The sequence below is a fragment of the Hypericibacter terrae genome (assembly GCF_008728855.1).
Taxonomy (GTDB): Bacteria; Pseudomonadota; Alphaproteobacteria; order Dongiales; family Dongiaceae; genus Hypericibacter; species Hypericibacter terrae.
The window spans coordinates 1460813-1487685 of sequence record NZ_CP042906.1; the positions used below are offsets into that span (position 1 = coordinate 1460813).

At 67.2% G+C, this 26873-nt stretch carries 24 protein-coding genes; 17 read left to right on the forward strand and 7 right to left on the reverse strand.

The features are described 5' to 3' along the window. Positions 1-230: 230 nt before the first annotated feature. Positions 231-1412, forward strand: a complete 1182-nt coding sequence (locus FRZ44_RS06690; RefSeq protein WP_151176452.1) for a hypothetical protein — start codon at positions 231-233, stop codon at positions 1410-1412. A 23-nt stretch (positions 1413-1435) separates the two neighbouring features. Here the strand turns inward: FRZ44_RS06690 and FRZ44_RS06695 are convergent, their stop codons facing one another. Together FRZ44_RS06695 and FRZ44_RS06700 are read right to left on the reverse strand one after the other, a co-directional pair. Next, the gene (locus FRZ44_RS06695) at positions 1436-2293 is read right to left on the reverse strand and encodes a glycosyl hydrolase 108 family protein (protein ID WP_151176453.1); all 858 of its coding nucleotides are present in this window, start codon (positions 2291-2293) and stop codon (positions 1436-1438) included. A 92-nt stretch (positions 2294-2385) separates the two neighbouring features. Next, complete coding sequence (locus FRZ44_RS06700) at positions 2386-2766, reverse strand: methylglyoxal synthase (RefSeq protein WP_151176454.1); 381 nt, start codon at positions 2764-2766, stop codon at positions 2386-2388. Between the two features lie 384 nt (positions 2767-3150). Here FRZ44_RS06700 and FRZ44_RS06705 point away from each other — a divergent pair, with 384 nt between their 5' ends. Together FRZ44_RS06705 and FRZ44_RS06710 are read left to right on the forward strand one after the other, a co-directional pair. After that, positions 3151-4017, forward strand: a complete 867-nt coding sequence (locus tag FRZ44_RS06705) for an ArgK/MeaB family GTPase (RefSeq protein WP_407658060.1) — start codon at positions 3151-3153, stop codon at positions 4015-4017. Positions 4018-4099: 82 nt separating this feature from the next. Beyond that, a complete protein-coding gene (locus tag FRZ44_RS06710) occupies positions 4100-5392 on the forward strand; it encodes a hemolysin family protein (protein WP_151176455.1) in 1293 nt (430 codons plus the stop codon). Positions 5393-5554: 162 nt separating this feature from the next. On the opposite strand, the gene FRZ44_RS06715 is transcribed toward FRZ44_RS06710, so the two are convergent. From FRZ44_RS06715 to ygfZ, 3 genes are all read right to left on the reverse strand, one after another. Further along, positions 5555-6043, reverse strand: a complete 489-nt coding sequence (locus FRZ44_RS06715; RefSeq protein WP_151176456.1) for a hypothetical protein — start codon at positions 6041-6043, stop codon at positions 5555-5557. Next, positions 6040-7125, reverse strand: a complete 1086-nt coding sequence (locus tag FRZ44_RS06720) for a DmpA family aminopeptidase (RefSeq protein ID WP_151176457.1) — start codon at positions 7123-7125, stop codon at positions 6040-6042. Before FRZ44_RS06720 ends, FRZ44_RS06715 begins: the two co-directional genes overlap by 4 nt. A gap of 229 nt (positions 7126-7354) precedes the next feature. Further along, positions 7355-8263: a CAF17-like 4Fe-4S cluster assembly/insertion protein YgfZ gene (ygfZ, locus tag FRZ44_RS06725; protein WP_151176458.1), complete on the reverse strand. Its 909-nt coding sequence runs from the start codon at positions 8261-8263 to the stop codon at positions 7355-7357. 133 nt (positions 8264-8396) lie between these two features. Here ygfZ and FRZ44_RS06730 point away from each other — a divergent pair, with 133 nt between their 5' ends. Both FRZ44_RS06730 and FRZ44_RS06735 read left to right on the forward strand, forming a co-directional pair. Continuing rightward, positions 8397-8939 (forward strand): hypothetical protein, encoded by a 543-nt coding sequence (locus tag FRZ44_RS06730; RefSeq protein WP_151176459.1) that lies wholly within the window; start codon positions 8397-8399, stop codon positions 8937-8939. Continuing rightward, a complete protein-coding gene (locus FRZ44_RS06735) occupies positions 8936-9724 on the forward strand; it encodes an enoyl-CoA hydratase/isomerase family protein (protein WP_151176460.1) in 789 nt (262 codons plus the stop codon). The genes FRZ44_RS06730 and FRZ44_RS06735 overlap by 4 nt, the downstream gene beginning before the upstream one ends. Here the strand turns inward: FRZ44_RS06735 and FRZ44_RS06740 are convergent. Then, the gene (locus FRZ44_RS06740) at positions 9721-10041 is read right to left on the reverse strand and encodes a hypothetical protein (RefSeq protein WP_151176461.1); all 321 of its coding nucleotides are present in this window, start codon (positions 10039-10041) and stop codon (positions 9721-9723) included. The genes FRZ44_RS06735 and FRZ44_RS06740 overlap by 4 nt on opposite strands. A 167-nt stretch (positions 10042-10208) precedes the next feature. Here FRZ44_RS06740 and FRZ44_RS06745 point away from each other — a divergent pair, with 167 nt between their 5' ends. The 9 genes from FRZ44_RS06745 to FRZ44_RS06785 all read left to right on the forward strand — a co-directional run bounded on the left by FRZ44_RS06745 (position 10209) and on the right by FRZ44_RS06785 (position 20332). Continuing rightward, positions 10209-10925: an ImuA family protein gene (locus FRZ44_RS06745; protein ID WP_151176462.1), complete on the forward strand. Its 717-nt coding sequence runs from the start codon at positions 10209-10211 to the stop codon at positions 10923-10925. After that, positions 10852-12576 carry a Y-family DNA polymerase gene (locus FRZ44_RS06750; protein WP_151176463.1) on the forward strand — a complete coding sequence of 575 codons (1725 nt, stop codon included), beginning with the start codon at positions 10852-10854 and terminating at the stop codon, positions 12574-12576. Before FRZ44_RS06745 ends, FRZ44_RS06750 begins: the two co-directional genes overlap by 74 nt. Before the next feature lie 82 nt (positions 12577-12658). Further along, the gene (locus FRZ44_RS06755) at positions 12659-13075 is read left to right on the forward strand and encodes a VOC family protein (protein ID WP_151176464.1); all 417 of its coding nucleotides are present in this window, start codon (positions 12659-12661) and stop codon (positions 13073-13075) included. A gap of 70 nt (positions 13076-13145) precedes the next feature. After that, positions 13146-13517 (forward strand): endonuclease domain-containing protein, encoded by a 372-nt coding sequence (locus FRZ44_RS06760; RefSeq protein ID WP_151176465.1) that lies wholly within the window; start codon positions 13146-13148, stop codon positions 13515-13517. Between the two features lie 168 nt (positions 13518-13685). Beyond that, positions 13686-17039: an error-prone DNA polymerase gene (locus FRZ44_RS06765; protein ID WP_151176466.1), complete on the forward strand. Its 3354-nt coding sequence runs from the start codon at positions 13686-13688 to the stop codon at positions 17037-17039. A 289-nt stretch (positions 17040-17328) separates the two neighbouring features. Then, positions 17329-17760 carry an OsmC family protein gene (locus FRZ44_RS06770; protein ID WP_151176467.1) on the forward strand — a complete coding sequence of 144 codons (432 nt, stop codon included), beginning with the start codon at positions 17329-17331 and terminating at the stop codon, positions 17758-17760. 86 nt (positions 17761-17846) lie between these two features. Beyond that, a complete protein-coding gene (locus FRZ44_RS06775) occupies positions 17847-18521 on the forward strand; it encodes a type 1 glutamine amidotransferase domain-containing protein (protein ID WP_151176468.1) in 675 nt (224 codons plus the stop codon). Positions 18522-18542: 21 nt separating this feature from the next. After that, positions 18543-19619 carry an NAD(P)H-dependent flavin oxidoreductase gene (locus tag FRZ44_RS06780; protein ID WP_151176469.1) on the forward strand — a complete coding sequence of 359 codons (1077 nt, stop codon included), beginning with the start codon at positions 18543-18545 and terminating at the stop codon, positions 19617-19619. 59 nt (positions 19620-19678) lie between these two features. Continuing rightward, entirely contained in the window at positions 19679-20332 is a 654-nt protein-coding gene (locus FRZ44_RS06785) for an alanyl-tRNA editing protein (RefSeq protein WP_151176470.1), read from the forward strand. Positions 20333-20442: 110 nt separating this feature from the next. On the opposite strand, the gene FRZ44_RS06790 is transcribed toward FRZ44_RS06785, so the two are convergent. Then, complete coding sequence (locus FRZ44_RS06790; protein ID WP_151176471.1) at positions 20443-21717, reverse strand: flavin monoamine oxidase family protein; 1275 nt, start codon at positions 21715-21717, stop codon at positions 20443-20445. A 283-nt stretch (positions 21718-22000) separates the two neighbouring features. On the opposite strand from FRZ44_RS06790, the gene FRZ44_RS06795 reads away from it, so the two are divergent. From FRZ44_RS06795 to FRZ44_RS06805, 3 genes are all read left to right on the forward strand, one after another. Beyond that, the gene (locus FRZ44_RS06795; protein WP_151176472.1) at positions 22001-22597 is read left to right on the forward strand and encodes an HdeD family acid-resistance protein; all 597 of its coding nucleotides are present in this window, start codon (positions 22001-22003) and stop codon (positions 22595-22597) included. A 185-nt stretch (positions 22598-22782) separates the two neighbouring features. After that, positions 22783-25929, forward strand: coding sequence for a bifunctional proline dehydrogenase/L-glutamate gamma-semialdehyde dehydrogenase PutA (putA, locus tag FRZ44_RS06800; protein WP_151176473.1), 3147 nt, complete (start codon positions 22783-22785; stop codon positions 25927-25929). Between the two features lie 40 nt (positions 25930-25969). Next, entirely contained in the window at positions 25970-26869 is a 900-nt protein-coding gene (locus FRZ44_RS06805; protein WP_151176474.1) for a c-type cytochrome, read from the forward strand. Positions 26870-26873 lie beyond the last annotated feature (4 nt).

Here is a 26873-nt window from a genome sequence, read left to right on the forward strand (position 1 = left end):
ATAGGTTTGCGATTTTCATATCATTGGAGCCTAGCGAGCGCCGCCGATATAGCAGGCAAGAGGGGCGGGGGCCTTCGGAGACGGAATAGCGCCCATCGCCGTCCCACGATCGATATCGCCTTCAATCGGACACAATCCATGGTAGAATATTATATTCACCTGGGGTTGTGCCGATGCGCCGTGCTTTTGTGATTGCCGGTCGAGTTCGGGCTCGATCGTTTCGAATTGCGATGGCGATTCTGCTGGCTTGCGGGATCGGGCTTTCAGCCTGGAATTCAAATGCAGAAGAGAGCGCCGACACCATCGCGCCCATTCGGGTCACCCTCCCGACGCCGGACATCCCAAGCGGGGTGGATCTCCGACTGGGGCTCACCAACGACGTCACGATGCTGCCGGATGGCCGGATCGCCGTGATCGGCTATACCTTCGTGTCGAGCCGCGTTTATGTCCGGATCTATGATCCGAGAACAGGCGCCGATGAAATCCGTTATGCGCCCCTGTCTTCCGACTTCGAGCTTGCCAACAGACTCGACAGCCCGGTGGCGGCCCTCGGCGAGACGCTCTTCATCTACGGATCGAGAGTGACGCTCTTACGGGCGGGTCCGCGAAGCAGCGTTGCCGACCCCGTCGCCATTCATGAGGAGGACAGCCCCGAGCACTCGAATCCGGCCGATCCCGATGCGAATGTGAATTCCTTGCGAGCCGTCGGATCCATCATCGAGGATCGGGACTCTGTTCTGGTCGGCTGGTGGGAAGATGTTCCGACCAATCCGGATGCAGACGACAGATGTGGCGTCGGGGCCACGGTCGCGCGCGTATCTTCGGACGGGAGGCTGGTCTGGCGATGGCAGGATCCCAGAGGCGGCTTTGGCTTCCCCAACGAGATGGCCGTGCTCGCAAGCGGGACCATTATCGTACAGATCGATGGCGGCGGTGCAAGGGAGGACATGGGGACGATCATGAACCCTTGCGTCAATGGATCGGAGTCTGTCGTGGCCCTGACGCCCGATGGCAACGAGGTCGCGCGGCTCGATCTGCCCTGGGGCACGGCCGTCGGGCCTCTCAGTCTCAGCGCCGACGGAAATGAAGCTTTGGCGACGGCGCGTTTCGACGATGGGCCGGACGCGATCTTGCGAATCGGTCTCGATGACAAGAACATTACGCTGCGCCGCATCGAACTCTCCGAGCATATTCTCGATAGCCGGTATTCCGGGAGCATCGTGACGACGTTGATGCGTGGCGGTTACCGCATTCTGACTGACATCCCCAGCGAATTGATTTTGGATGAGCAGGCGAATGTGATCGACGGAAGGGTCTTAACGGCCGTAATGGGAAGGGGTTGCTCCGTGCAGGGAGATCGAGCCGTGATCTGCTGGGCGGGCGATGAAGTTGCGCTCCTTCCGCTTCACTGATCCGGGCTCACTGTTCGTAAGCGCTATCTGGCAGCATAATTCTTCGGCCGGAAGGATTCGATGCGTGTATCCCAGCTGTTGTGGAAATGTTGATAGCTCGGCAGCGTCTTGACATAGGCGAGCCGGTGATTGACCAAGGCTTCTTGCAACTCTCGACTGAAACCAAGCGTGTCTAACCAATTGATAAGATCGATCGCCGGGCCGAAATAGTTGGTCGATGGGCCGTTCGGCAATGTCGCATACGGCATCTCGCCGAGATCATGTTTCTTCATGACATCGTCGATCGCGGGATAGATGATTTTCTTCATGCCATAGGGACTGGTCATGAAGCGCATGTCGAGGAATTGAAGCGCGGTGCCATCATCCTTGATTTGATCGAGCTTGTATGTGTCCCAATTGAGGTCTTTGTGGAGTGCTCGAGCCTGCTCCAATGTCAGATCTTTGACGTCCGTCGGAATGCTAGGCACGCCGGGTAGTCGCTTGGGCTCGAATTCCTTCTGCAGAGCGGGGTCGCGTCGCTGCTGTTGTTTGTCAAAACGTTCCCTCTGATTTGCGAACCAGCCATCGAGCGTTTGTTGCGTAATTCCGAAATTGGTTCTCCGGGCGCGATCCTTCGGGTTATCGACGAAGCCACCTTCGTGCGGCATGATCACATCGAGGAAATCTTCAACTCGCGGCCGCCAGCGGGGAGTGCCGTCCGGTCCGTAAATTACTTCGGCGGGCGCCGCGGCCGAACGGCCGCTGACGGCGCTGTCCTCTGTCTCCGGTATTTGGGCGATTTGCTCGGAAGCTTCTTTACGCAGTCGCTCGGCGATCTGATCAGCAAGCTGTCTCGGGCCATCGGCGGTAAAGCGCAATGAGGGAGCGCCGCGAGGCGGCATCGAGCAGTCTCCATGATTTGAAGGGATGTCGGATCATACGCTATTTGCGTATTTCTTGTCAAGAACTAAGCGTAAATCTGCCGCCTGCCTGCTCAGTTCCCCAGCAGCCCCGCCTTGACCAAGAGATCCGCCGTCGACGGATTGCAGGCGCAGGGGATGTCGTAGACCAGCGCCAGCCGCAGCAGCGCCTTCACATCGACGTCATGCGGCATCGGCGTCAGCGGGTCGGGGAAGAAGATCAGCGCGTCGATCCTGCCCTCGGCGATCATGGCGCCGATCTGCTGGTCGCCGCCCCAGGGTCCGCTCTTCACCGTCTGGATTTTGATGTCGACGGCGGCTTCGGCGACGATCCGGCCCGTGGTCGCGGTCGAGATGATGGTGTGACGCCGCAGCACCTGGTGGTTGCGGGCGACCCAATCCGCCATGTCGGCCTTCTTCTGATCATGCGCCACCAACGCCAGCGTGAGTGCCATGGAACTGCCTTTCGAAAATCTTTCGCCTGCCACAACCATCTTTACCCGCTTCCGGACTGTCGTCACGAGCCTGACGCCGAAACCGGACACGAACATGACGATTCCGAGGCCAAGCCACGGCGTCACGGCGTTTTGTCATTGCCGGGCTTGACCCACGGCTGTCCAGCCTCGCCGGCCCCTGGATCGCCGGATCGAGTCCGGCGATGACAACAAGAGAAGGGCGGCCCAGCAACAAAAGAGCCGGTTTGGGGAAGGACCGGATTGCGCTACACTTCCCAGCGGCTGAGGTGTCGCTACGCTCCCCGGCCACCGGCAACAGACGGAATTCCCACCCTGCCTTCGCTCGACGAACTTCGCGGCTCCAAGGCGGCCCTGGCCCGGGCCTTGGCGGCGCTCGAACATTCGCCCCAGGCGCCCGACAACCTGGCCCTGCTGGATGCGGCCTATGCGGCCCCCACGGCCCAGGTGATCGGCCTGACCGGCCCGCCCGGCGTGGGCAAATCGACGCTCGCCGGCGCGCTCATTCGCGCTTATCGCGGCAAGGGCCAGCGCGTCGGCGTCATCGCGGTCGATCCGTCCTCGCGCCGCTCGGGCGGCGCCCTGCTCGGCGATCGCACGCGGCTGCAGACCGATCCCACGGACGAGAATGTCTTCGTGCGCTCGATGGCGGCGCGCGACCGGCTGGGCGGCCTCGCCGACATGACGCTCTCGGCCATGGTGCTGATGCGCGCCCTCTACGACCGGCTGCTGATCGAGACCGTCGGCGTCGGCCAGTCGGAGACCGATGTGGCCGAGGCCGCCGACAGCGTTCTCTTCTGCGTGCAACCGGGCTCGGGCGACAGCCTGCAATTCATGAAGGCCGGCATCGTCGAGATTCCCGATCTCGTGGCCGTCACCAAGTCCGACATGGGGGCGGCCGCGATCCGCGCGCGTGCCGATGTGAAGGGCGCGCTGGGTCTGGCGGCCGAGGAGCATGAGGGCTGGGCCGTACCGGTCCTGCTCGTCGCCGCGACGACCGGCGACGGAATCGAGACGCTGACGGCCGAACTCGCGCGCCATTGGCAATGGCTCAGCGAGGCGGGGCGCCTCGCCGCGCGCCGCCGTTCCCAGGCGCATCATTGGCTCGAGGCGGGCTTGCGCGACCGGTTCGGGCGCGAGGGGCTGGCGCGGGCCGGCCGTCTCGACCTGCCGGAGGGACGCTCGCCCTTCCGCGAGGCGGCCGAGATCGCGAAGCGGCTGGCCAAGCTTTAGAATTTACGCAAATCCCATGGGGGCGCCCGGTTCGGCCGGGCTCCGCTATGATGGGCGTTTCATCGGCTGGGGAGGGGTTGAATTGGCTTTCGTCGAGGTGCTGATCGTCCTGGCCCTCATCGCGCTCAACGGCGTGCTGGCGCTTTCGGAGCTGGCCATCGTCTCGGCCCGCCGGGCGCGGCTCAAGGCCATGGCGGCCAGAGGCAATCGCGGCGCGTCGGCGGCGCTGCTGCTGGCGAAGAATCCGGGCCGCTTCCTTTCCTCGGTGCAGATCGGCATCACGCTGGTGGGCATTCTCGCCGGTGCCTTCAGCGGCGCCACGCTCGCCATGCGCCTCGCCGTCTATCTCACCGGCCTCGGGCTCGGCTACGAGCTGGCCGACACCGTCGCCTTCACCCTCGTGGTCGCAGGAACGACCTATCTCTCGCTGATCCTGGGCGAGCTGGTGCCCAAGCAGATCGCGCTGCGCGACGCCGAAGCGGTAGCGGTGCGGGTGGCGCGGCCCATGATGTGGGTAGCGCGCATCGCGAGCCCGCTGGTCTCGCTGCTCGATCTCTCCTCGCAGGCGATGCTGCGGCTGTTCGGCCAGAGCGGCGGGCCGGAGCAGAAGGTGACGGAAGAAGAGATCAACACGCTGGTGGCCGAAGCGGCCTCGACGGGCGTGGTCGAACCGGCGGAGCATGCCATGATCGCGAGCGTGATGCGGCTCGGCGACCGTCCGGTGCGCGCGGTCATGACCCACCGGCGCGACGTGCATTGGCTCGATCTCGATGCCGACGAGGCGGCCAAGCGCGCGACCCTGCTGCTGGCGCATCATTCGCGCCTGCCGGTCGCCCATGGCAATGTCGACGAGGTCATCGGCGTCATCGATCTCAAGGAAGTGCTCGACGCGCTCCTCAACAACCGGCCGATCGACTGGAACGGGCTGATCCGCAAGGCGCCGGTCGTGCATGAGAACATCGCGGCCCTCGACGCCATCGAGATCTTCAAGAGCTCGAAGGCGCATCTGGCGCTGGTGGTCGACGAGTACGGCACCTTCGAGGGCGTGGTCTCGACCGGCGACATCCTCGCCTCGATCGCCGGCCAGTTCCATGACGGCGGCGGCGATCTGGCGCCGGGCGCCACCCAGCGCGGCGACGGGAGCTGGCTGGTCGATGGCGCGATGCCGGTCGACGAGATGGCGGCCCTCCTGAACGTGGCCCTGCCGGCGAGCCGCGACTACGACACCGCCGCCGGCCTGGTGCTGAACGAGCTGCGCCGCCTGCCCAAGACCGGCGAAAGCTTCACCGCCTACGGCTGGCGCTTCGAGGTGATGGACCTCGACGGCAGGCGCATCGACAAGATCCTGATGACGAAGCTGCCGTCGGAGGAGTAGCGGACGCGCTGACGCGCGAATCTTTCCTCGCCCCCACGAAGTGGAGAAAGGGGGCGCCGTTTCCCCTATCGTCATCCCCGCGAAAGCGGGGACCCATGTTGATCCAGAGTTCTGACCTCTCCATGGGCCCCCGCTTTCGCGGGGGTGACATTTTTTTGTCACCTATCGCGGAAACAGATCCACATAATCCGCCGCCACGTCGCAGGGATTGTCGATCGCCTGCAGGCGCCAGTACTTCTTGCCGGTCTTCATGAGGAAGTCGGCCTCGACCTCGCGCCGGCAGGGGTTGCCGTTATTGATGTAGCTGACGCGGGTCTCGACCCAGCCCTTGAAATGGAAGGTCCGCAGGCCGACCGCGAGGATGTCGCCGTCGATCTCGAGCCAGTCGCCGGCGCTGTCGCAGGTGCCGTCCTGGCGGCCGCTCAGATGGAGCGTGCCGTCGCGGTCCTCGACCTGGGCCTTGCCCATGGCGTTGAAGCTGCCATCGCCGATCCATTGCAGCGAAAGCCAGAGCGGCCCCAGCAGTTTCGTCTTGGCGGTCTGACTGTCGACCTTGGTGGCCGCGACCGCCGATCCGGCGAGGCCGGCGGTTGCGAGCGCGAAGGCGAGCAGCAGGCCCGTAATGGCGCGCCGGCCGAGTCTGCGCCTCATCGCGGCGCCCCGATCGTGCCGGGCGGCCGGTAGCGGCGCATCACCTCCAGCAGCTTGTCATGCGGCAGCGCATGGACGATACGGTTCTGGAATCCGACCATGGTCTCCGCCGCGATCATGGCATTGAGGATCGCCTCCTCGGTCGCTTCCGCCGCCGCCTCGAACAGCATCGTCATCTCGTCGGGACCGACGGCGCGCAGCTCGCTCACCTTGTGATCGGGCCTCACCGTGTTGGCGGTCGAGAAGGCGAGAAAGATATCGCCCGAGCCGTTGCCGCCGATGCCGCCGACCCAGGCGAGGCCGGTGGTGGCGCGCCGCGCCAGGCGCTGGCATTGGATCGGGATCAGGGGCGCGTCGGTCGCGAGGATCACGATGATCGAGCTCTTGGGCTCGACGAACCGGTCGCTCGGCACGATCTCGGTGGTGATCTCGCGTCCCACCGGCACGCCGTCGACCCGCAGCAGGTGGCGGCGCCCATAGTTCGACTGCACCAGCGCGCCCACGGTGTAGCGGCTGCCGGCCGTGTCCACGGCGCGCGAGGCGGTGCCGATGCCGCCCTTGAATTCATGCGTGATCATGCCGGTGCCGCCACCGACGCAGCCCTCGGCGACGGGGCCGCCCTTGGCGTTGGCGAGCGCCTCGAAGGCCATGGCCTGGGTCACGGGTTGGGAGTCGATGTCCGAGAGCCAGCCATCCCAGGTTTCGGCCGTGACCGGCAGGTGGAAGGGCAGCTCGATTTTGCGCTCAATCGCATAGGCGCAGATCGCGTCGCGCACCACGCCGACCGACAGCGTGTTGGTGATGCAGAGCGGCGCGCCGATCAGGCCCTGCTCGGCGATCCAGGGCAGGCCCGTCATCTCGCCATTGCCGTTGAAACTATGGAAACCGGCGAAGCACCAATCCTGCCAGACCGTGTCGCGGGGCCAGATCGCGGTGACGCCCGTGCGCACCACGCGCGGCGAATCGCTGATCAGGGTCGAATGGCCGACCCGCACCCCTTCGACGTCGGTGATGGCATTGAACGGTCCCGGATCGAGCCGGCCGGTGACGATGCCGAGGTCGCGCAGTCGGGGGCGGGCCATGAGAGAGCTCCTTCAAGCGATAAGGTCGATCGCCTGGGAAGCTAGCGCAGATTCGCAACGGGTGCATGCGGGGGAAGATGGCGGAGGCGGAGCGGGCTCTCGCCCGCATCTCATCTATTGTTCCCTCCCCCTTCAAGGGGGAGGGCTAGGGAGGGGGCCGCGCGGTATCGACATCGCGTCATCCCCCTTCCTAGCCTTCCCCCGCAAGCGGGGGAAGGGACAGATCCTTTTACCCCATCGTCTCCGGAAGCTTCACCCAGTCGGGCTTCTTCGCCGTCAGCGTCGCCTCGCCGGCGCGCAAGACCGGCGCGGGCGTGCCCTCCAGATGCTCGAGCCGCAGCAGCGCGAGGCCGATGCCGTCGACGGCCGAGCGCATCTCGCCCGCTTCCTTATCGCCGAGCATGACGGGCGTGCCGGGGACGGGGGTGGGGCCGTCGATCGTCACCGGCAGCAGGCGCTTGCGCACCAGCCCGCGATAGCGCGTGCGCGCAGTCAGCTCCTGGCCCAGATAGCAGCCCTTGTTCCAGTCGATCGCATGCAGTTCGTCGAAGCCGTTCTCCAGCAGGATCGCCTTCTCCACCGGCAGATCGCGGCTGCCGTCGGGCACGCCCTGCATCATCCGCAGCTTGTCGTAGGCAGTGGCGTCGCCGGCCGCGAACCCCGCCGCCTCGAGCGCCGCCGCGGCACCCTCGCGCGGCAGCACCGCGCGGGCACCGAGCGCTGCGAGGCGCGGATCGACATAGACGACGCCGCCGGCGAAGGCCTTGGCCGAGCCCGGTTCGGGTTTGAGCCCGAGACGCGCCAGCGCATCGCCGCCGAACAGCAGCGCCGCCGCATGGCTCGCGGTCGCGTCGGTGATCGTCACCTTCGAGCGCAGCTTGTAGAGCGAGAGCCGGCGCTTCAGGTCGTCGCGCCGCCCGGCCTCGCAGTCGATATAGAAGCTGCCGCCGGCCTCGGCGAGGAAGAAGTCGTGCAGATATTTCCCCTGCGCCGTGAGGAAAGCCGAATAGAGCGCCTGTGCGGGACCGGCCTTGGCGACATCGTTGGAGACGAGGCCTTGCAGAAACTCGGTCTTGTCGTCGCCCGCGATGGCCAGCACGCCACGGCTTTCGGGCAGGAGATAGAAGCTCTGGGACATGGTCTTAAGATCGGCGACCGCTCCCGGCTTGGCAAGGGCGCTACGGCCACAAAGTCAGTAAGGGAAATGGGCCTTGCCCTGGCGGCCGGGAGCGTCTGGAATCCGCGTTCGAACCAGGGGGACTCGGGGGCGAATGGGCTATTTCGACGGTCTCACCAATGCCAGCTTCCGCAAGGATGCGCAGGGCCGCGACGTCTTCTATCCCTATGGCAGTCGCGGCCGCGGCCGGATCATTCCCGACGCCGAGACCGCCGATCGGCTGCGCACGTCGATCAAGCGGCTCTATATCCTGCTCCTGGCGCTCATCCCGCTGCTCCTTGCCATTGTCAGGCTGGCCCATGACTCCGTCCTCTATCTCCTGCTGCTGGTCCTGGCCGTGACCGCGCTCACAGCCGGTTATGTGCAGCATCTGACGCGCGGGTTGCCTTATTCCGAGGAACGCCTGACTTATCGCGAGAGCCTGCAGAACTCCTTGCGTGGCCATAGCAGGCTCAGCCTCATTCTGCTGGCCATCGTGAGCGCGTTGTTTGTAGCGCTGGGAGGGTTCATCCTCTCGCTGGCCCCCGCGCAGAATTTCTGGCTGGCTCTCCTCCTGATCGGTTTCTTCGGCCTTTGCCTTCTGGTGTTTCTGGGCGCGTTGATTCTGAAATTGCGGCAGGAGGGGACCGAGACATGAACGCAACGTCTTCCAGTTCCGTGCTGCTGACCCGCGACGGCGCGGTGGCGACCGTGACGCTCAACCGCCCGGAGCGGCTGAACGCGCTCGATCTGGCGATGTGGCGCCGGCTGGGCGAGGTGCTGCGCGAGATCGAGGCGGACTCGCATTTGCGCGCCGTGCTGGTGCGCGGCGCGGGCCAGGCCTTTGCCGCCGGCGCCGATCTGGCGGAGTTCGCCACGGCGCGGGCGACCGCCGCCGATGCCGAGGCCTATGGCCAGGTCATGGTGGCGGCGCTGCATCGCCTGCGCGATCTGCCTCTGCCGACCGTGGCGATGATCCGGGGGGCCTGCGTCGGCGCCGGGCTCGAGATCGCCATCATGTGCGATCTGCGCATCGCCGCCGAAGGCAGCCGCTTCGGCGTGCCGATCCAGAAGGTGGGCGTGGTGATGCCCTGGCCGGAGCTCGGCGACCTGATCGAGACCGTCGGACGGGCGACCGCGCTCGAGATCCTGCTGGAGGGAAGGCTGTTCGACGCCGCCGAGGCAGCGGCCAAAGGCCTGATCACGCGAGTGGTCCCGACCGACCGGCTGGAGTCCGAGGCGGAGGACACATTGCGCCGGCTGACCCATGGGGCGCCGACGTCGCATCGTCTTCACAAGCGCATGGCGCGCCGGCTGACGAATGCCGCGCCGCTCAGTCCCGAGGAATGGCGCGAGGCCTACGCGGCGGTCGAAAGCGCCGACTATCGCGAAGGGCTGGCCGCTTTCACCGAGAAACGCAAACCGCGTTTCAGCGGTCGCTAGGGTTTGCCGAACCAGCCGGTGATGTCGAAATAGATCGTCTTGCGGATGCCGTCGGGGCCGACGATCTCGATGCGGTCGAAGATCTTGCCGCTGGTCTGGATCAGCGACTGCTGCCTATGCAGCCAGCCGGGATAGTGATCCTGGATATAGCTGTACTCGGCATCCACGCCTTCGAACTCGTTGGTCGCCGGAACGATGATCGCGGTCTCGGTGGTGGCGCCGTCGGCCGTGTCGGCGCGGGCCGGCAGAGAGAGCCCCATGGCCAAGAGACCGGCCAGGAGGGCCGGGCGCAGGATCGGAATCTGAAATCGCTGCATTTTTCGGCGCCTCGCGGAAGGAGAGGGCGGCGTCAGCATGCCGGCTTCCGAGCCTTGACGTCACGCAGATTGATTGTTAGAACAAAACAGGAACAACGAGCGGAACGGGACGTTTTGCCCCGAGAGGGACGGTTTTCGGCCGTCGGCCCGGGCAGCAGGAGAGAGCGATGGCGGATGGAGCGGCAGTGACGAATTCGCCGGTTTCGGCCCGGCTCGAGGCGCTGAAGGCGGCAGTCGGAGGGTTCGGCCCCGGGGCGGCGGCGGTGCGGGTCCGGCTGGGCCTGCCCGAGCTGGACCAGGCGCTGGGCGGCGGCCTGGTGCAGGGCGCGCTCCATGAGATCGCCTCGGTCGACGGCAGCGCCGCCGCCACCGGCTTTGCCGCCTTCCTTCTGGGCCGGCTGGTCAAGGCCTCGCAGCGTCCCGTGCTCTGGACGCCCGGCGCCGACATCTATGCCCCCGGCCTCGCGCGCTACGGGCTCTCGCCCAACCGCGTTCTGCTGGCCGACTTCCGCCGCCCGCAGGCGCTGCTGCGCGCGCTCGAGGAGGGCTTGCGCTGCCCCGGCCTCGCCGCGGTGCTGGGCGAGATCGAGGAGATCGATCTGACCGCCAGCCGGCGGCTGCAGCTCGCGGCCGAGACCGGCGGCATCGCCTGCCTGCTGCTGCGCCGCGGGCCGTCGCGCAATCCGACCGCGGCGGTGACGCGCTGGCAGGTCTGGTCGGCGAACGCGCAAGGCGCCAAGCCGCGCTGGCGCGTCTCGCTGCTGCGCTGCCGCGGCGGTCGAACCGGAGATTGGCTGTTGGAGGGTTGTCGTGAAACGGGTGGTATCGCTGTGGCTGCCGCATTGGGCGACCGACCGGCTCAAGATCGCGTCGCGGCGCGCTGAGGGGCTTGCGGTTCATCGCGAGGTCCGGCTCGGCAAGGTCCGGCTGAACGAGCCGCGCCTGGCCTGGGCTTCCGAAGAGGCGCGCCCGCTGGTGACGGTCGCGGCCGCGAACGGCCGCGCGCTCCTGGCCGCGATCGACGAGAACGCGTCGGCCGCGGGCCTCCTGCCGGGCATGGTGCTGGCCGATGCGCGGGCGCTGGTTCCCGATCTCGCGGTGCGGCCGAGCCACCCCGACAAGGATGCGGCGGCGCTGGCGCAGCTTGCCGACTGGTGCGCGCGCTTCAGCCCCTGGGTCGCGGTCGACGGGGCCGACGGGCTCTTCCTCGACATCACCGGCTGCGCCCATCTCTTCGGCGGCGAGGCGCGGATGATCGAGGATCTGGCGCAGCGGCTGCGCCGCTTCGGCTATCGCGTCCGTCTCGCCATCGCCGATACGCCGGGGGCCGCCTGGGCTGCCGCGCGCTTCGCCACGCTCGCGCGCGGTAGCGACAGCATCATCCTGCCGTCGGGCGGCACGCGCGAGGCGATCGCGGGGCTGCCTGTCGCCGCTTTGCGCCTGTCGCAGGTCCAAGCCGCCGAGCTCGAGCGGCTGGGGCTCAAGACCATTGCCGAGCTTTACCCGCTGCCGCGCGCGGCGCTGCTGCGCCGCTTCGGGCTCGAGCCCGCGCGCCGGCTCGACCAGGCGCTGGGCCGTATCGACGAGCCGATCAATCCGCGCACGCCGGCAAGCCCGCATGAGGCGCGGCTCGCCTTCGCCGAGCCGATCGTCGAGGCCGCTTCGATCGCCGCGGCGCTCGACCGGATGCTGGCGGGGCTCTGCGGTCATCTGGCGTCGGAGCAGCTGGGGGTCCGCCAATTGCGCCTGGTGCTCTTCCGCGTCGATGGCAGCCTGCAGCATGTCTCGATCGGCACCAGCCGCCCCAACCGCGACCCGCATGCGCTGCGCCGCCTCTTCGCCAAGCTGTTCGACCGGCTCGATCCCGGCTTCGGCATCGAGGCGATGAGCCTGACGGCGACGCAGGCCGAGCCGCTCGAGGATCTGCAGCTGGTGCTGGCCCAGGCGCGGGCGCAAAGCCAGAAACGCGCTCGAGCCGAGAACCGCGCTGCCGTCGAAACGCCGTTGCTGCCGGCCGCGGCCGAATCCGCCGAGCCGCTCGACGAGACGGCGATCGAGCGCGCGGTCGACGAGGCGGCGCTCGCGGCGCTGGCCGATCTCTTCGCCAATGGCCGCTTCGCCAACGAGCCGGCCCCGGTGCGGCTGACCCGCCCGGCCCCGCAGGAAAGCCATCTGCCCGAGCGCGCGGTGGCGCCGGTGCCGGCCCTGGCCGGGAAGGCCGAGCGCTGGACCGCGATCGCGCTCAGCACGGTCCGCCCGGTGCGGCTGCTGCCGCGTCCCGAGCCGCTCGAAACCGACGAAACCGAATCCGAGACGCTGCCCACCTCGTTCCGCTGGCGCGCGCGCCCGCACCGCATCCGCCTCGCCGAGGGCCCCGAGCGCATCGCCCCCGAATGGTGGCGCCCGGCCGCGTCGGGTGCTTCGGTCAGCGACACGCGGGATTATTACCGCGTCGAAGACAGCGAAGGCCGCCGCTTCTGGCTCTATCGCGAACAGACCGTCTCCCGCTGGTACCTGCACGGCCTGTTCGCGTAACCAAAAAGAATCACGGTCCTGATCCAAGGTCGCGGCCGAAGCTTAAAAGTAGAGCGAAGCGATCATACCAAGGAGCAATGACATGTCACTTGGCACGATGAATCATTTAGGCATCACGCTCAGCGACCTGAAACGCAACGAGGAGAAGTTCTATGCGCCGGTCCTCGGTTTTCTCGGTTACGAGAAGGTCGAGGATATGGACGAGATGACGCTGTGGTTCTCGGCCGCCCATGGCTGCTCGATCAATCTCTGGCAGGCGAAGACGAAGGCCAAGCAGCCGCATGACCGCTATGCGCCGGGCTTCCATCATTTCGCCTTCAACGCCGACAGCCGCGAGGAAATCGACCGGCTCCATGCGCTGCTGAAGAAGATCGGTGCCACCGTGCTCGATGCACCCGCCGAGTATAGTTATGTGCCCGGCTATTACGCCGTCTTCTTCGCCGATCCCGACGGCCTGAAATACGAACTCGCCCACATCCCGCCGGGTGCGATCGGGTGATGGCAAGCTACTCACGCCCCCTCCCCTTGCGGGAGGGGGTAGGGGGAGGGGTGAGCAGACCCGCTGTCCGATGACCGATCTCCGAGCTTCCTTTCTTCGCAGCAACCAGACGATCGCCGAGCGACGTCTGTGGCAGAAGCTCCAGTCGAAACGATGCGCGGGCCGCCGGTTTCGTCGGCAGTTCCGATTGGGTGCCTATATCGTCGACTTCGTCTGCCTGTCCGATCGATTGGTCGTCGAGGTCGACGGCGAATCCCACAATCACACGATCGCCGGGGACGAGGAGCGCTCGCGCTGGATCGAGAGCCAAGGCTTCCGCATCGTTCGTTTCACCAACGACGATGTGAGATACCGTCTTGAGGGCGTGGTTCAGATGATCGAAGCCGAGATTCTTGGTGCAACGGTTTCGAAGACTGAACAGAACGGAGTTTCGCTGAGCTGAGTCTGCTGCACCCCTCCCCCTACCCCCTCCCGCAAGGGGAGGGGGCGTGGAAAACATCGATACCCTGCTTCCTTTTCGAGAAACAGAGAAGGAGAAGATAAAAACCACGCCCCCTCCCCTTGCGGGAGGGGGTTAGGGGGAGGGGCCTTTCACGAGTTCGAGCACATCATGTCCTCACCGCCGCCCTACGCCGAGCTTGCTGCCGTCACCAATTTCTCCTTCCTGCGCGGGGCGTCGCATCCGGCGGAGCTGGTGGCGCGCGCGGCCGAGCTGGGGCTGACGGCGCTCGCGGTTGCCGACCGCAACAGCCTCGCCGGCGTGGTGCGCGCGCATGATGCGGCGCGCGAGCTGGGCTATCGGCTCATTCCCGGCGCGCGGCTGGTCTTGCGCGATGGCGCCGAGATCCTGGCCCTGCCGACCGACCGGATCGCCTATGGGCATCTGTCGCGGCTGCTGACGCTGGGCAAGATGCGCGCGCCCAAGGGCGAATGCTGGCTCGATCTCGAGGATCTGCTCGAGGCCGGCGACGGCATGATGCTGATCGCGCTGCCGGGCGCCGATCCGGGGCCTCTGGCCGGGCTGGAGGCGCTGGCCGACCGCTTGAAGCGATTGGCCGCGGCCTTTCCCGGCGCCGTCTTCCTCGCCGCCCATCATCATCTGGGCGGCCAGGACGAGGCCTGGATCGAACGGCTCCAGGCGCTCAGCCTCGCCTGCGGTACGCCGCTCGTCGCCAGCAACGACGTGCATTATCACGCTCCCGAACGGCGCATCCTGCAGGACGTGCTGACCTGCATCCGCGAAGGCTGCACCATCGACAATGCCGGCTATCGTCTCTTCGCCAATGCCGAGCGCCACCTGAAATCGACGGCCGAGATGGCGCGGCTCTTCGCGCGCTGGCCCGACGCCGTGGCACGCACGGTCGAGATCGCGGGGCGCTGTCGCTTCAGCCTCGACGAGCTGCGCTACGAATATCCCGACGAGCTGACGACCGGCGGTCGCACGCCGCAGCAGGAGCTGGAGAGGCTGGCGAGGGCCGGCGCCCAATGGCGCTATCCCGGCGGCGCGCCGGAGAAGATAGTGAAGGCGCTCGACCATGAGCTCGGCCTGATCGCCCGGCTCGATTACGCCTCCTATTTTCTCACCGTCTACGATCTGGTGCGGTTCGCACGCGAGCGCGAGATCCTCTGCCAGGGCCGCGGCTCGGCCGCCAACTCAACCGTCTGCTATTGCCTCGGCGTCACCTCCGTCGACCCCGCGGTCAACGATCTCCTGTTCGAGCGCTTCATCAGCGCCGAGCGCCGCGAGCCGCCCGACATCGACGTCGATTTCGAGCATGAGCGGCGCGAGGAGGTCATCCAATATGTCTATGACAAATACGGCCGCGACCGCGCCGGCATCGCTGCCACCGTGATCTGCTATCGCAGCCGCTCCGCCTTGCGCGAGGTCGGCAAGGCGATGGGCCTCTCGCTCGATCTGGTCGGCGCGCTCTCGAGCCAGGTCTGGGCGCCGACCTATGGGAAGGGGAAAGGCTTCCTCGACGGCGCGCGGCTGCGCGAGCATGGGCTCGACCCGAACGATCCGCGCCTGGCCATGACGCTGGCGCTGGCGCGCGAGCTCAAGGGCTTTCCGCGCCATCTCTCCCAGCATGTCGGCGGCTTCGTCATCAGCCGCGGTCTGCTGAGCGAGCTGGTGCCGATCGAGAATGCGGCGATGGAGGACCGCACCTTCATCGAGTGGGACAAGGACGACCTCGCCACCCTGGGCCTGATGAAGGTCGACGTGCTGGCGCTCGGCATGCTGACCTGCATCGCCAAGAGCTTCGAGCTCCTGCGCCGGCATTACGGGAAGAGCTACAACCTCGCCACCCTGCCGAAGGAGGATCCGGCCATCTACGAGATGCTGGGCCGGGCCGATTCGATCGGCGTGTTCCAGGTCGAGAGCCGGGCGCAGATGACGATGCTGCCGCGGCTCAAGCCGAAGACATTCTACGACCTCGTCATCGAGGTCGCGATCGTGCGGCCGGGCCCGATCCAGGGCGGCATGGTCCATCCTTACTTGCGCCGCCGGAGCGGCGAGGAGCCGGTGACCTATCCCTCGCGCGAGCTGGAGGAGGTGCTGGGCAAGACTTTGGGCGTGCCGCTGTTCCAGGAGCAGGCGATGCGCATCGCCATCGTCGCGGCCGGCTTCACGCCCGACGAATCCGACCGCCTGCGCCGCGCCATGGCGACCTTCCGGCATGTCGGCACCATCCATACCTTCGAGAACAAGTTGATCGAAGGCATGGTCGCGAAGGGTTACGAGCGCGAGTTCGCCCAGCGCTGCTTCGAGCAGATCAAGGGATTCGGCGAATATGGCTTTCCCGAGAGCCATGCCGCGAGCTTCGCGCTCCTGGTCTATGTCTCCTCCTGGCTCAAATGCCATTATCCCGAGATCTTCGCCTGCGCGATCCTGAACAGCCAGCCGATGGGGTTCTATGCGCCGGCCCAACTGGTGCGCGACGCGATCGAGCATGGCGTCGAGGTGCGGCCCGTCGATGTGAATTTCAGTCAATGGGATTGCTGTCTCGAGTTAAGTGACGTCACGAGCGACGGCCGCCCCACCAACCCCGTCGCTCGTGACGAAGAAAGAGGGGGCGCGCGCGAGATCATCCAGGGCGGCCAGCCGAAGCCGGGCGTGAAGCGGCGGCCCTTGGCGCTGCGCCTGGGCTTCCGTCAGGTGAAGGGGCTGGGCGAGGCCGAGATGCGGGCGCTGGTGGGCGCGCGCGGCAATGGCTATGGCGATCCGACGACGCTCTGGCGGCGCGCCGGCCTGCCCGAGACGGTGCTGGCGACGCTCGCGCGCGCCGATGCTTTCCGCTCGATGGCGCTCGACCGGCGCGAGGCGCTCTGGGCCGTGAAGGGCCTGCCGGCGGCGCCCTTGCCCTTGTTCGAGGCGAGCCTGGCGGAGGAGCAGGGCGAGGAAGAACCCGTCGCGCTGCCGCGCCTGACGCAGGGCGAGCATGTGACCGAGGATTATGCCAGCCAGCATCTTTCGCTGAAGCGCCATCCGATGGCGCTCGTGCGTCCCGCCATGGAAGCGAAAGGTTATCGGCCTTGCGCCCGGCTGAAGGAAACGGCCGACGGCACCCAGCTCAGAGTCGCCGGCATCGTGCTGGTGCGCCAGCGCCCGGGTACCGCCAGCGGCGTGATCTTCGCCACCCTCGAGGACGAGACCGGGACCGCCAATATCGTCGTCTGGCCCCGGACCTTCGAGCGCTATCGCCGGGTTCTCCTGGGCGCAAGCCTTCTCGGCGTCACCGGCAAGCTGCAGCGCGAAGGCGAGGTGATCCATCTGATCGCCGACCGGCTGGTCGACCTGACCCCGCATCTCCGCGACCTGGCCAGCCCCGAGCTGCCGCCGGCCTCGAGCCTCGCGCGGGCCGACGAGGTCAGGAAACCCGGCCAGGATGCGCGCAACCGCGAGATCGGCGACCGCGCGCGCTTAAAGCGCGAATCGTCCTATCGGTCACGGGATTTTCACTAGACAGTCCGGGTCAAACGGCCGTTCCTCGGCCTGTGCCCGCGACGGTGATCCGATGAAATCCATGTCACGAAACCATTCGCGGCGTCCGCCGGAAGGGCGCCGGAAAGCGCCACCGGTCGAGAGACCCGATCGCAAGGAAGAACGGGAGCACCGCCGCCTCCGGCAGGAACGGTCGCTCGACAGCGCGCTCGCGGACACCTTTCCCGCCAGCGACCCGGTCTCGTCCATGACCTATACTCTGTAGCCACATCGAACCGCGGCTTCCGGATTTCAACGCAGGAGAATGACGATGAAAGTCAAGAGACAGGGCTCGGCCGCCTGGCAGGGCGGGCTCAAGGACGGCAAGGGCAGCATCTCGACCGAGAGCGGTGCCTTGAAGGCCTATCCCTATGGTTTCGCCAGCCGCTTCGAAGGCCAGAAGGGCAGCAACCCCGAGGAGCTGATCGGGGCCGCCCACGCCGCCTGCTTCACCATGGCGCTCTCCCTCATCCTGGGCGAGGCCAAGCTCACGGCGACGCAGATGGACACGAGCGCCGAGGTGACGCTGGAGCAGGTCGCGGGCGGTTATGCTATCACCTCCTCCAAGCTGACCTTGAAGGCGAAGATTCCCGGCGCCACCAACGCGACCTTCCAGGAGCTGGCTGCGAAGGCCAAGGCCGGCTGCCCGGTGTCGAAGCTGCTCAAGGCCGAGATCACGCTCGACGCGACGCTGCTCCCCTGAACCGGAACCGGTGGGCGGCGCAGCGCCCACCGACCGCCGGCTGCTTTGAAGCATGAGAATCAAATTTCGCGTCTGGAGACCCGACGATGAAAATCCTGATGGTGCTGACCTCGCATGATCAGCTCGGCAACACCGGCAAGAAGACCGGATTCTGGCTCGAGGAGTTCGCGGCTCCTTACTATGTGTTCCGCGATGCCGGCGTCGATGTGACGCTCGCCTCGCCCAAGGGCGGCCAGCCGCCGGTCGATCCGAAGAGCGACACGCCCGAGGGCCAGACCGATGCGACCCGCCGCTTCAAGAAGGACCCGGCGGCGCAGGCCCGGCTCGCCGACACGATCAAGCTCGGCACGACCAAGGCCCGCGACTATGACGCCATCTTCTATCCGGGCGGCCATGGTCCGCTCTGGGACCTCGCCGAGAATGTCGATTCCATCGCGCTCATCGAGACCTTCGCCAGCCTGGGCAAGCCCGTCGGCGCGGTCTGCCATGCGCCCGGCGTCTTGCGTCACACGCGCTCGCGCGGCGCGCCGCTGGTCAAGGGCAAGCGCGTCACCGGCTTCGCCAACAGCGAGGAGGAAGCGGTGGGGCTGACCAAGGTCGTGCCCTTCCTGGTCGAGGACGAATTGAAGCGGCGCGGCGGCCTCTATGAGAAGGCCGCCGACTGGCAGAGCTTCGTCATCACCGACGGCAAGCTGGTCACGGGCCAGAATCCGGCCTCGTCGGAAGCGGCCGCCAAGGCCGTGCTGAAGCTGCTCGGCTGAGCCTTCCTTCGGAGAGAGGCGATGAAGAGCTGGCCCGATCGACGGATCCTCGATCTCTTCGGCATCGAGCTGCCGATCGTCCAGGCGCCGATGGCCGGTGCCACCACGCCGGAGATGGTGATCGCTGTCAGCGAGGCGGGCGGCCTGGGCTCGCTGGCGACGGCGCAATACAATCTCGATCAAGCAAGGGACGCGATCGGTGTCATTCGAAAAGGCACCGCGCGGCCGATCAATCTCAATTTCTTCTGCCACAAGATGCCGGCGCCCGACGCGGCGCGGGCGGCCGCCTGGCGCGCCCGGCTCGAGCCTTATTATCTCGAAAAGGGGCTGGATCCCGAGGCGCCGGCGCCGGCGGCGGGCCGCACACCCTTCGACGATGCTCTCTGCGGCCTGGTGGAGAACACCCGGCCCGAAGTGGTCAGCTTCCATTTCGGCCTGCCGGATCCGGCGCTGCTCGCGCGGGTGAGGGCGACCGGCGCCAAGGTCATCGCCTCGGCGACGACGGTCGCGGAAGCGCGCTGGCTCGACGAGCGCGGCGTCGATGCGGTCATCGCGATGGGTGTGGAGGCGGGCGGCCATCGCGGCAATTTCCTCTCCGACGATATGGCGCGCCAGGTGGGGACCTTCGCGCTGGTGCCGCAGATCGTCGATGCGGTGAAGGTTCCGGTGATCGCGGCCGGCGCCATCGCCGATGCGCGCGGCATCGTCGCCGCCATGACGCTCGGGGCCTCGGCTGTGCAGATCGGCACCGCCTATCTTTTCAGCCCGGAAGCGAAGCTCCCGGCCGTCCATCGCGAGGCGCTCAAGACTGCTTCCGACGACAACACCATGGTTACCAATGTGTTCACCGGGCGCCCCGCGCGCGGCATCGTCAACCGGCTGATGCGCGAGGTCGGACCGCTATCGGCGGAGGCGCCGGCCTTCCCGCTCGCCGGTGCCGCGCTCGGTCCCTTGCGTGCGAAAGCGGAAGCGTCGGGCTCGGGGGATTTCACCAATCTCTGGTCGGGCCAGGCGGCGCGCCTGGCGCGCGCGATGCCAGCCGGCGAGTTGACCCGGACCCTCGCGGCGGAGGCGCTGGCCAGGCTTGGCGCCCGCTGAGCGCTGCCGATCGCGGTCTGCTATGATCGCCGGGTTGCCCTGAAGCCGGACCCGCCGTCGTGACCAAGAAAATCTTCTGGACCGATCCCTATCTGACACAGCTGGAGACGCGCGTCGCTTCCGTCACGGGTGCCGAGGTCGCGCTCGAGGCGACGATCTTTTATGCGCTCTCGGGCGGGCAGGAGAGCGACGCCGGCACCATCGGCGGAAAGCCGGTGCTGGAGGCACGCAAGAGCGGCACTGATATTCTCTATCGATTGCCGGACGATCATGGGCTCACCGTTGGTGACGCTGTCACGGTCGCGATCGACTGGGAGCGCCGCTATCGGCTGATGCGGCTGCATTTCGCGGCCGAGGTCGTGTTGGAGCTGGCTTACAAGCATCTCGTCGGCATCCAGAAGATCGGCGCCCATATCGCCGCCGACAAGGCGCGCATCGATTTCGAATGGGCCACGCCGATCACGCCCTCCTTGCCGTTGCTGGGCGAAGGCTTGCGCCGGATCGTCGAGAGCGATCAGCCGATCGTCAGTGCCTTCAGCGACGAGGCGGCGCAGCGCCGCTATTGGGAAGTCTCCGGCTTCGCCCGCGTCCCCTGCGGCGGCACGCATCTGAAACGCACCGGCGAGGTGGGCGCGGTGACGCTGAAGCGGCGCAATGTGGGGAAGGGGAAGGAGCGGGTGGAGATCGTGCTGGTGGCTCAGGGATCGAGTTAGCGGCTACCCCTCCCCCTACCTCCTCCCGCAAGGGGAGGGGGCGTGGTTTAAAAAATGATACGCCTTGCTGATCTCAAACTCGCTCAAAGCTTTGAAGTAGAGCGAAGCGATCACATCAGCTTCACCGCCTCGAGCTTCCGTCCCAGGCTCTTCGCCACCTTGCGCGCGGTGTCGATGCCGGTGATGTAGGCGCCATGCGCCGTGGCGTGGAACTCGGTCGAGGTGGCCTCGCCGGCGAAGAACAGGCGGTCCTCGATCGGGCGCGCGATCTCGGGGCGCTGATGGCCCTGTCCCGGCAGGGCCGCGGAGTAGGAGCCCTTGATCCAGGGGTCGCCGGCCCAGGCGGTGACGATGCTGCGCGTCACATATTTCTTGATGTCGTTGCCGAACGCCTTCGCCAGCTTCTCCTTGGCGAGATCGACCGCGGCGGCCTGGCCGGCGCGTTCGAGCCAGAGGGCGAAGCGCCCGCCGGTATAGCCCACGACCCAGTCCTGGCCGAAGGGACGGATGCCGAACCCCATCGGCTCGGAACCTTCCTCCAGCAGCAGGGAGCCCTTGGGGAAATCCGGGCCGAAGGGATCGCGATCCAGCATCAGCCCGATGCGGTTATGCGTGCCGAGCGGCAGGCTCTCGATTGCGGCCAGCTTCCAGTTCGGCAGCGCCGGATCGAAGCGGATGTCGCCGGCGCCCAGGATGCCGGTCGAGACGGTGACGATGACGCGCCGGGCCTTGATGGGGCCCTTGCTGCTGTGGAGCACGGCTTCCGTGCCGCCCCATTCGATCCGCTGGACCGCGCAGTTGAGCGTCACCGGCACATCGGCGCCGAAACGCGCGATCAGGGCGCCGAAGCCTTCCCGGAGCGGCCAGTTCTCGTCGGTGTCGTTGTAATGGAACGTATCCATGACCGACACCTGGTCGGAATCGACGGCGTTGCCGATCGTGGTCCAGTAGTCGAACACCTCGGTCCAGCGATTGTCGCGTTCGGTCGCATCGGCCACCGAGATATCGCGGCCTTCCTTCGCCGCCGCGATCACGGCGTCATGGTTGCGGTCGATGAATTCCTCGAGCTCGGCGCCTTCGGCGGCCGTCGCCTTGCGGCCGTCGATGAAGAGGCTGCGCGGATAGCTGCCTTTGCGGTAGTGGAACCCGTATTTCTCGGCGATCGCGACATAGGGATTGAGGCTGGCGGAATGCATCCAATGGCAACCGAGATCGAACGGCACGCCCGGCGCCAGCTCCTCGGTATAGCCGCGCCCGCCGATCCGGTGCGAGGCTTCGAGCACCACGACATCGAGGCCCAGGCCGCGGGCGGTCTTGGCGGCGGCCAGGCCGGCGGAACCGGCCCCCACGATGGCAACGTCGTAGACCTGTCCTGCACCCGCCATGATCCTGTGACTCCCGGCCCTTGAATGAACTTGATAAGACTCGTGCTGCACCGGCCGCCGTCGGCTTGATGACCCCCGGCGACGCCCCGATATGCCTTATGATGGGCCGGGTCGGAAACCGCCCGATCCCAGGGTGTGCCGGACTATAGCGACCGGGCCCCGGGCGGTGAAGCCGGCGGGGAATTCTAAGGATTGCTCGCCGCTATGAGCCTCGCCGATGCCCAGTCCCGGCGCCGGCAACAGGCCTCGACCCTTGAACGGGGCATCGGAGAAGGGGTGATTCATGTCAGCAAGCGACATCCGGCCGGCGGACGCAATCCGGAAGGCCGCGAACCTCACGATCGGGCTCGGCATCCTGCTGCTGGTTCTTGGCGTCATCGCCATCTGTTTTCCGCTGGCGAGCTCGCTCGCCGCGGCGATCTGGGTGGGCTGGCTCCTGGTGATCGGCGGCGCGGTGCTGCTGGTCCATGCGCTGCGTGGCCGCCAGGAAGAGGGTTTCTGGTTCAAGCTGCTCTGGTCGCTCGTCTATCTGGTGGCAGGATTGCTGCTGCTGGCCAGCCCGCTCAGCGGTGTGCTGACCTTGACCTTGATTCTGGCGGTGCTTTGGATCGTTGAAGGTGTCACCGCGATCACCTTCGCCTTCCGCCTGAAGCCGGCCAGCCCCTGGGGTTGGGTCCTGTTCGACGGCATCGTGACCGTCCTGCTCGGGCTTCTGATCTGGATCGGCTGGCCCGGCAACGCGCCCTGGCTGCTCGGCCTCTTCCTCGGCATCAGCCTGCTCTCGACGGGTATCTCGGTGCTCCTGCTGGGGCTGGCCTTGCGGTCGGGCAGCCTCAAGCCCGGCTCGTCGCGCATGTCGGCGACCGATCCCGGCGTCTGATCCGATGAGGCTTCTCGTGGCGGAAAGCCTCCGCCTTGCCAGCGCCGTTTCGGGGCGATAGGTCTAGGGCCGGCCGCCGTCAGGGCGGCCGGCCGCTTCCTCCCGTCGGCAGGTCAGGGGCGAGGCCGGTCTCGGCGAACCTGCCTCGTTTTCCGAAAGCGGCTCCGGCCGGCCCCGAACCCCCCATGATCTTCCGCGATCCGCCTGAAGCTGCCGGCCCGTTGCGTCAACGCCTGCGCGAGATCTATCGCGCCGACGAAGCCGACTGCGTCGAGCGCCTGCTGATCGCGGCCTCGCTGCCGACCGACATGCTCGACCGCATCGCGACCCGCGCGCGCAATCTGGTGCAGGAGGTGCGGAGCCGGCGTGTCGGCCAGGGCGGGCTCGATGCCTTCCTCCATGAGTACGAGCTGTCGAGCCGCGAGGGCGTGGTGCTGATGTGCCTGGCCGAGGCGCTGCTGCGCATTCCCGATGCGGAGACGGCCGACCGGCTGATCAAGGACAAGCTCGCCGATGCCGACTGGGAGAAGCATCTGGGCTCGTCGGACTCGATGTTCGTCAATGCCTCGACCTGGGCGCTGATGCTCACCGGGCGCGTCATGCGCCTCGAGCGCGGCGGCTCGGATCTGGCGGGCGTGCTGAAGCGGCTGGTGTCGCGCAGCGGCGAGCCCGTGATCCGCCAGGCGGTGATGCAGGCGATGCGCATCCTCGGGCGGCAATTCGTGATGGGGCGCAATATCGAGGAGGCGCTCGAGCGCGCCCGCGTCCTCGAGAAGAAGGGCTTCCGCTATTCCTACGACATGCTGGGCGAATCCGCGCGCACCATGGCGGATGCCGAGCGCTACGATCAGGCCTATCAGCAGGCGATCCGCGCCATCGGCGCCGCCGCGAAGGGAAAGGGCCCGATCGAATCGCCCGGAATCTCGGTCAAGCTGTCGGCGCTCCATCCGCGTTACGAGTTCGCCAAATCGACCCGCATCATGACCGAGCTGGTGCCGCGCCTGGCCAAGCTGGCGCGGATGGCGAAGGATGTCGGCATCGGCTTCACCGTCGATGCCGAGGAGGCCGAGCGGCTCGATCTCTCGCTCGATGTGATCGAGGCGGTCGCGGGCGATCCGACGCTCAAGGGCTGGAACGGCTTCGGCCTCGCCATCCAGGCTTATCAGAAGCGCTGCTTCGACCTGATCGACTGGCTGGCCGACATGGCGCGCCGCCACCAGCGCCGCCTGATGGTGCGCCTGGTCAAGGGCGCCTATTGGGACAGCGAGGTGAAGCAGAGCCAGGAGCGGGGGCTTCCGGGCTATCCGGTCTTCACCCGCAAGCTCTCGACCGACCTCTCCTACATCGCCTGCGCGCGCAAGCTGCTGGCGGAGCCCGTCTGCTTCTATCCGCAATTCGCGACCCACAATGCCCATACCCTGGCGGCCGTGCTGGAGATGGCGGGAAATTCCACCGACTTCGAATTTCAGCGGCTCCATGGCATGGGCGACGCGCTCTATGAGGAGGTGGCACCCCCCGAGACGCTCGGCCGCGCCGTGCGCATCTATGCGCCAGTGGGCAGCCATGAGGATCTTCTGGCCTATCTGGTGCGCCGCCTGCTGGAGAACGGCGCCAACACCTCCTTCGTCAACCGCATCGTCGACGAGAAGGCGCCACTGGACGACCTGATCGCCGATCCGGCGAGCCGCGTGCGCCGGCTGCTGCACAAGCCCCATCCGCATATCCCGCTGCCGCGCGATCTCTTCGGCCCTGAACGCAAGAATTCCAAGGGCATCGACCTGACCGACCTGGCCGAGCTCCTGCCGCTCGACCGCGCCATGGGCCAAGTGGTGAAGGAGACGCATCAGGCGGCCCCCATCGTCGGCGGCCGCGCCCGCAGCGGCAATGCGCGCCCGATCCTCAATCCCGCCGATCTGCGCCGCACCGTCGGCCAGGTGGTGGAGGCGGGCGCGCCCGAGCTCGATGAAGCCCTGGCGCGCGCCTCGCGCGCGCATGAGGACTGGTCGCGCACGCCGGCCGAAACCCGCGCGCTATGTCTCGACCGCGCCGCCGACCTGATGGAGGCGGAGCTGCCGCGGCTGATGGGGCTCGCCATCGCCGAGGCCGGCAAGACCGTGCCGGACGCGCTGGCCGAGGTGCGCGAGGCGGTCGATTTCTGCCGCTACTACGCGGCCCGGGCGCGGGCCGACTTCGCGCAGCCGCTGCGGCTGCCGGGCCCGACCGGCGAGCGCAACGAGCTGCGCTTCGCGGGCCGCGGCGTCTTCGCCTGCATATCGCCCTGGAATTTCCCGCTCGCGATCTTCTCGGGCCAGGTGACGGCGGCGCTGGTCAGCGGCAATTGCGTCATCGCCAAGCCCGCCGAGCAGACGCCGCTGATCGCGGCCGCCGCCGTGCGGATCCTGCATCAGGCGGGCATTCCGGCCGATGTGCTGCATCTCCTGCCGGGCGATGGCGAGAAGGTCGGCGCGCCCTTGGTAGCCGACCCGCGCGTCGCTGGCGTCGCCTTCACCGGTTCGACCGAGGTGGCGCGCGGGATCAACCGCGCGCTCGCGGCCAAGGACGGGCCGATCGTGCCGCTGATCGCCGAGACCGGCGGTCAGAACGCGATGATCGTGGATTCCTCGGCGCTGCCGGAGCAGGTGGTGCGCGACGTGCTGATCTCGGGGCTGCAGAGTGCCGGCCAGCGCTGCTCGGCCCTGCGCGTGCTCTTCGTGCAGCAGGACATCGCGCCCAAGCTCGAGAAGATGCTGGCGGGCGCAATGGAGGAGCTCAAGGTCGGCGATCCGGCGCTGCTGGAGACCGATATCGGACCCGTCATCGACGAGGGCGCGAAGCAGATGCTCGAAGCCCATGCCCAGCGCATGGGTCGGGAGAGCCGGCTGCTCTATGAAATGAAGCTCGGCCAGGACCTGCCGCCCGGCCATTACTTCGCGCCCCGCGCCTATGTGCTCGATTCCCTGTCGCGCCTGACGCGCGAGGTGTTCGGGCCGGTGCTCCATATCGTCCATTGGCGTGCCGACCAGCTCGACGAGGTGATCGACGCGATCAACGCCACCGGCTACGGCCTGACGCTCGGCGTCCATAGCCGCATCGATTCCACCCAGCGCCGCGTCTGGGAACGGGTCAGGGCCGGCAACACCTATGTGAACCGCAATATGATCGGTGCCGTGGTCGGCGTGCAGCCCTTCGGCGGCGAAGGCCTGTCGGGCACCGGCCCCAAGGCCGGCGGCCCGCATTATCTCCATCGCTTCGCGGTCGAGCGGACGCTCACCATCGACACCACGGCCGCGGGCGGCAATGCCTCGCTGCTGTCGCTGGCGGAAGAGGGCTAGGACCGGCGACATCTTCGCCAGAAGGTGATGCGGGATAGCCATGACGAGGGGCCAGGCTCGACGGATCCTCGCGCCGCTGCTGGCGCTGATCCTCGCCGCGGTCATGGCCGTCTGGATCGTTCCGCCACTGATCCAGCGGTTGAAGTCGGCCTTTCCACCCGCCTTCGAACATTCGCCCACCGGCTTCGCGGCGGCCACGATCGCACGGGGCGCGGTGCTCTTTCCCGTGCAATGCGCCCGTTGCCATGGCGCGACCGGCCGGGGCGACGGCCCGGATGCGAAAGCCCTGCCGGTCCCGCCGGCGGACCTGACCGCACAGCATCTCTGGAACCATAGCGATCGCGAGCTGTTCGGCTGGCTGTCGCAAGGGATCGAACGGCCGCAAGGCACGGTCGTCATGCCGGGCTTCGCCGATGTTCTTCCGGAATCCGATCTTTGGGCGTTGATCGATTTCCTGCGCGCCCACAATGCCGGCGCGGTGTTCGGCGCAACCGGGCAATGGCCTCATGCCCTCCTGGCGCCGGATTTCGCCGCGACTTGCGCCGGCGGGGGCAGGATCACGCTGTCGGATCTCAAGGACAAGGCCGCGCTCATCGTCGCGCTGCGGTCGGACGAGACGGATCTGCCGCCTCTGCCGGAAGCGCTGGCGGCCCGGCTGGTTGTGATTGCGCTGGCGCGAGATCGCCAGATCGAGGAGACCGGCGGTCTTTGCGTTGCCGACGATCCCGCCGCCTGGACGGCCTATGCGGTCATCGCCGGTGTCGACGGGGAGTCCCTGGGAGGAATGCAGTTCCTCGCCGATCCGCAAGGCTGGCTGCGCGCGGTCTGGAAATCGGGGGAGCCGCTTGCCTGGAGCGATCCGGGAGCGCTGGCGGCCAGGATCGAGGCGTTTCGCGGCGATCGGGTTTCGGCGGAGGCGGGGCTGCCGCTTCAGCGCTGACGCG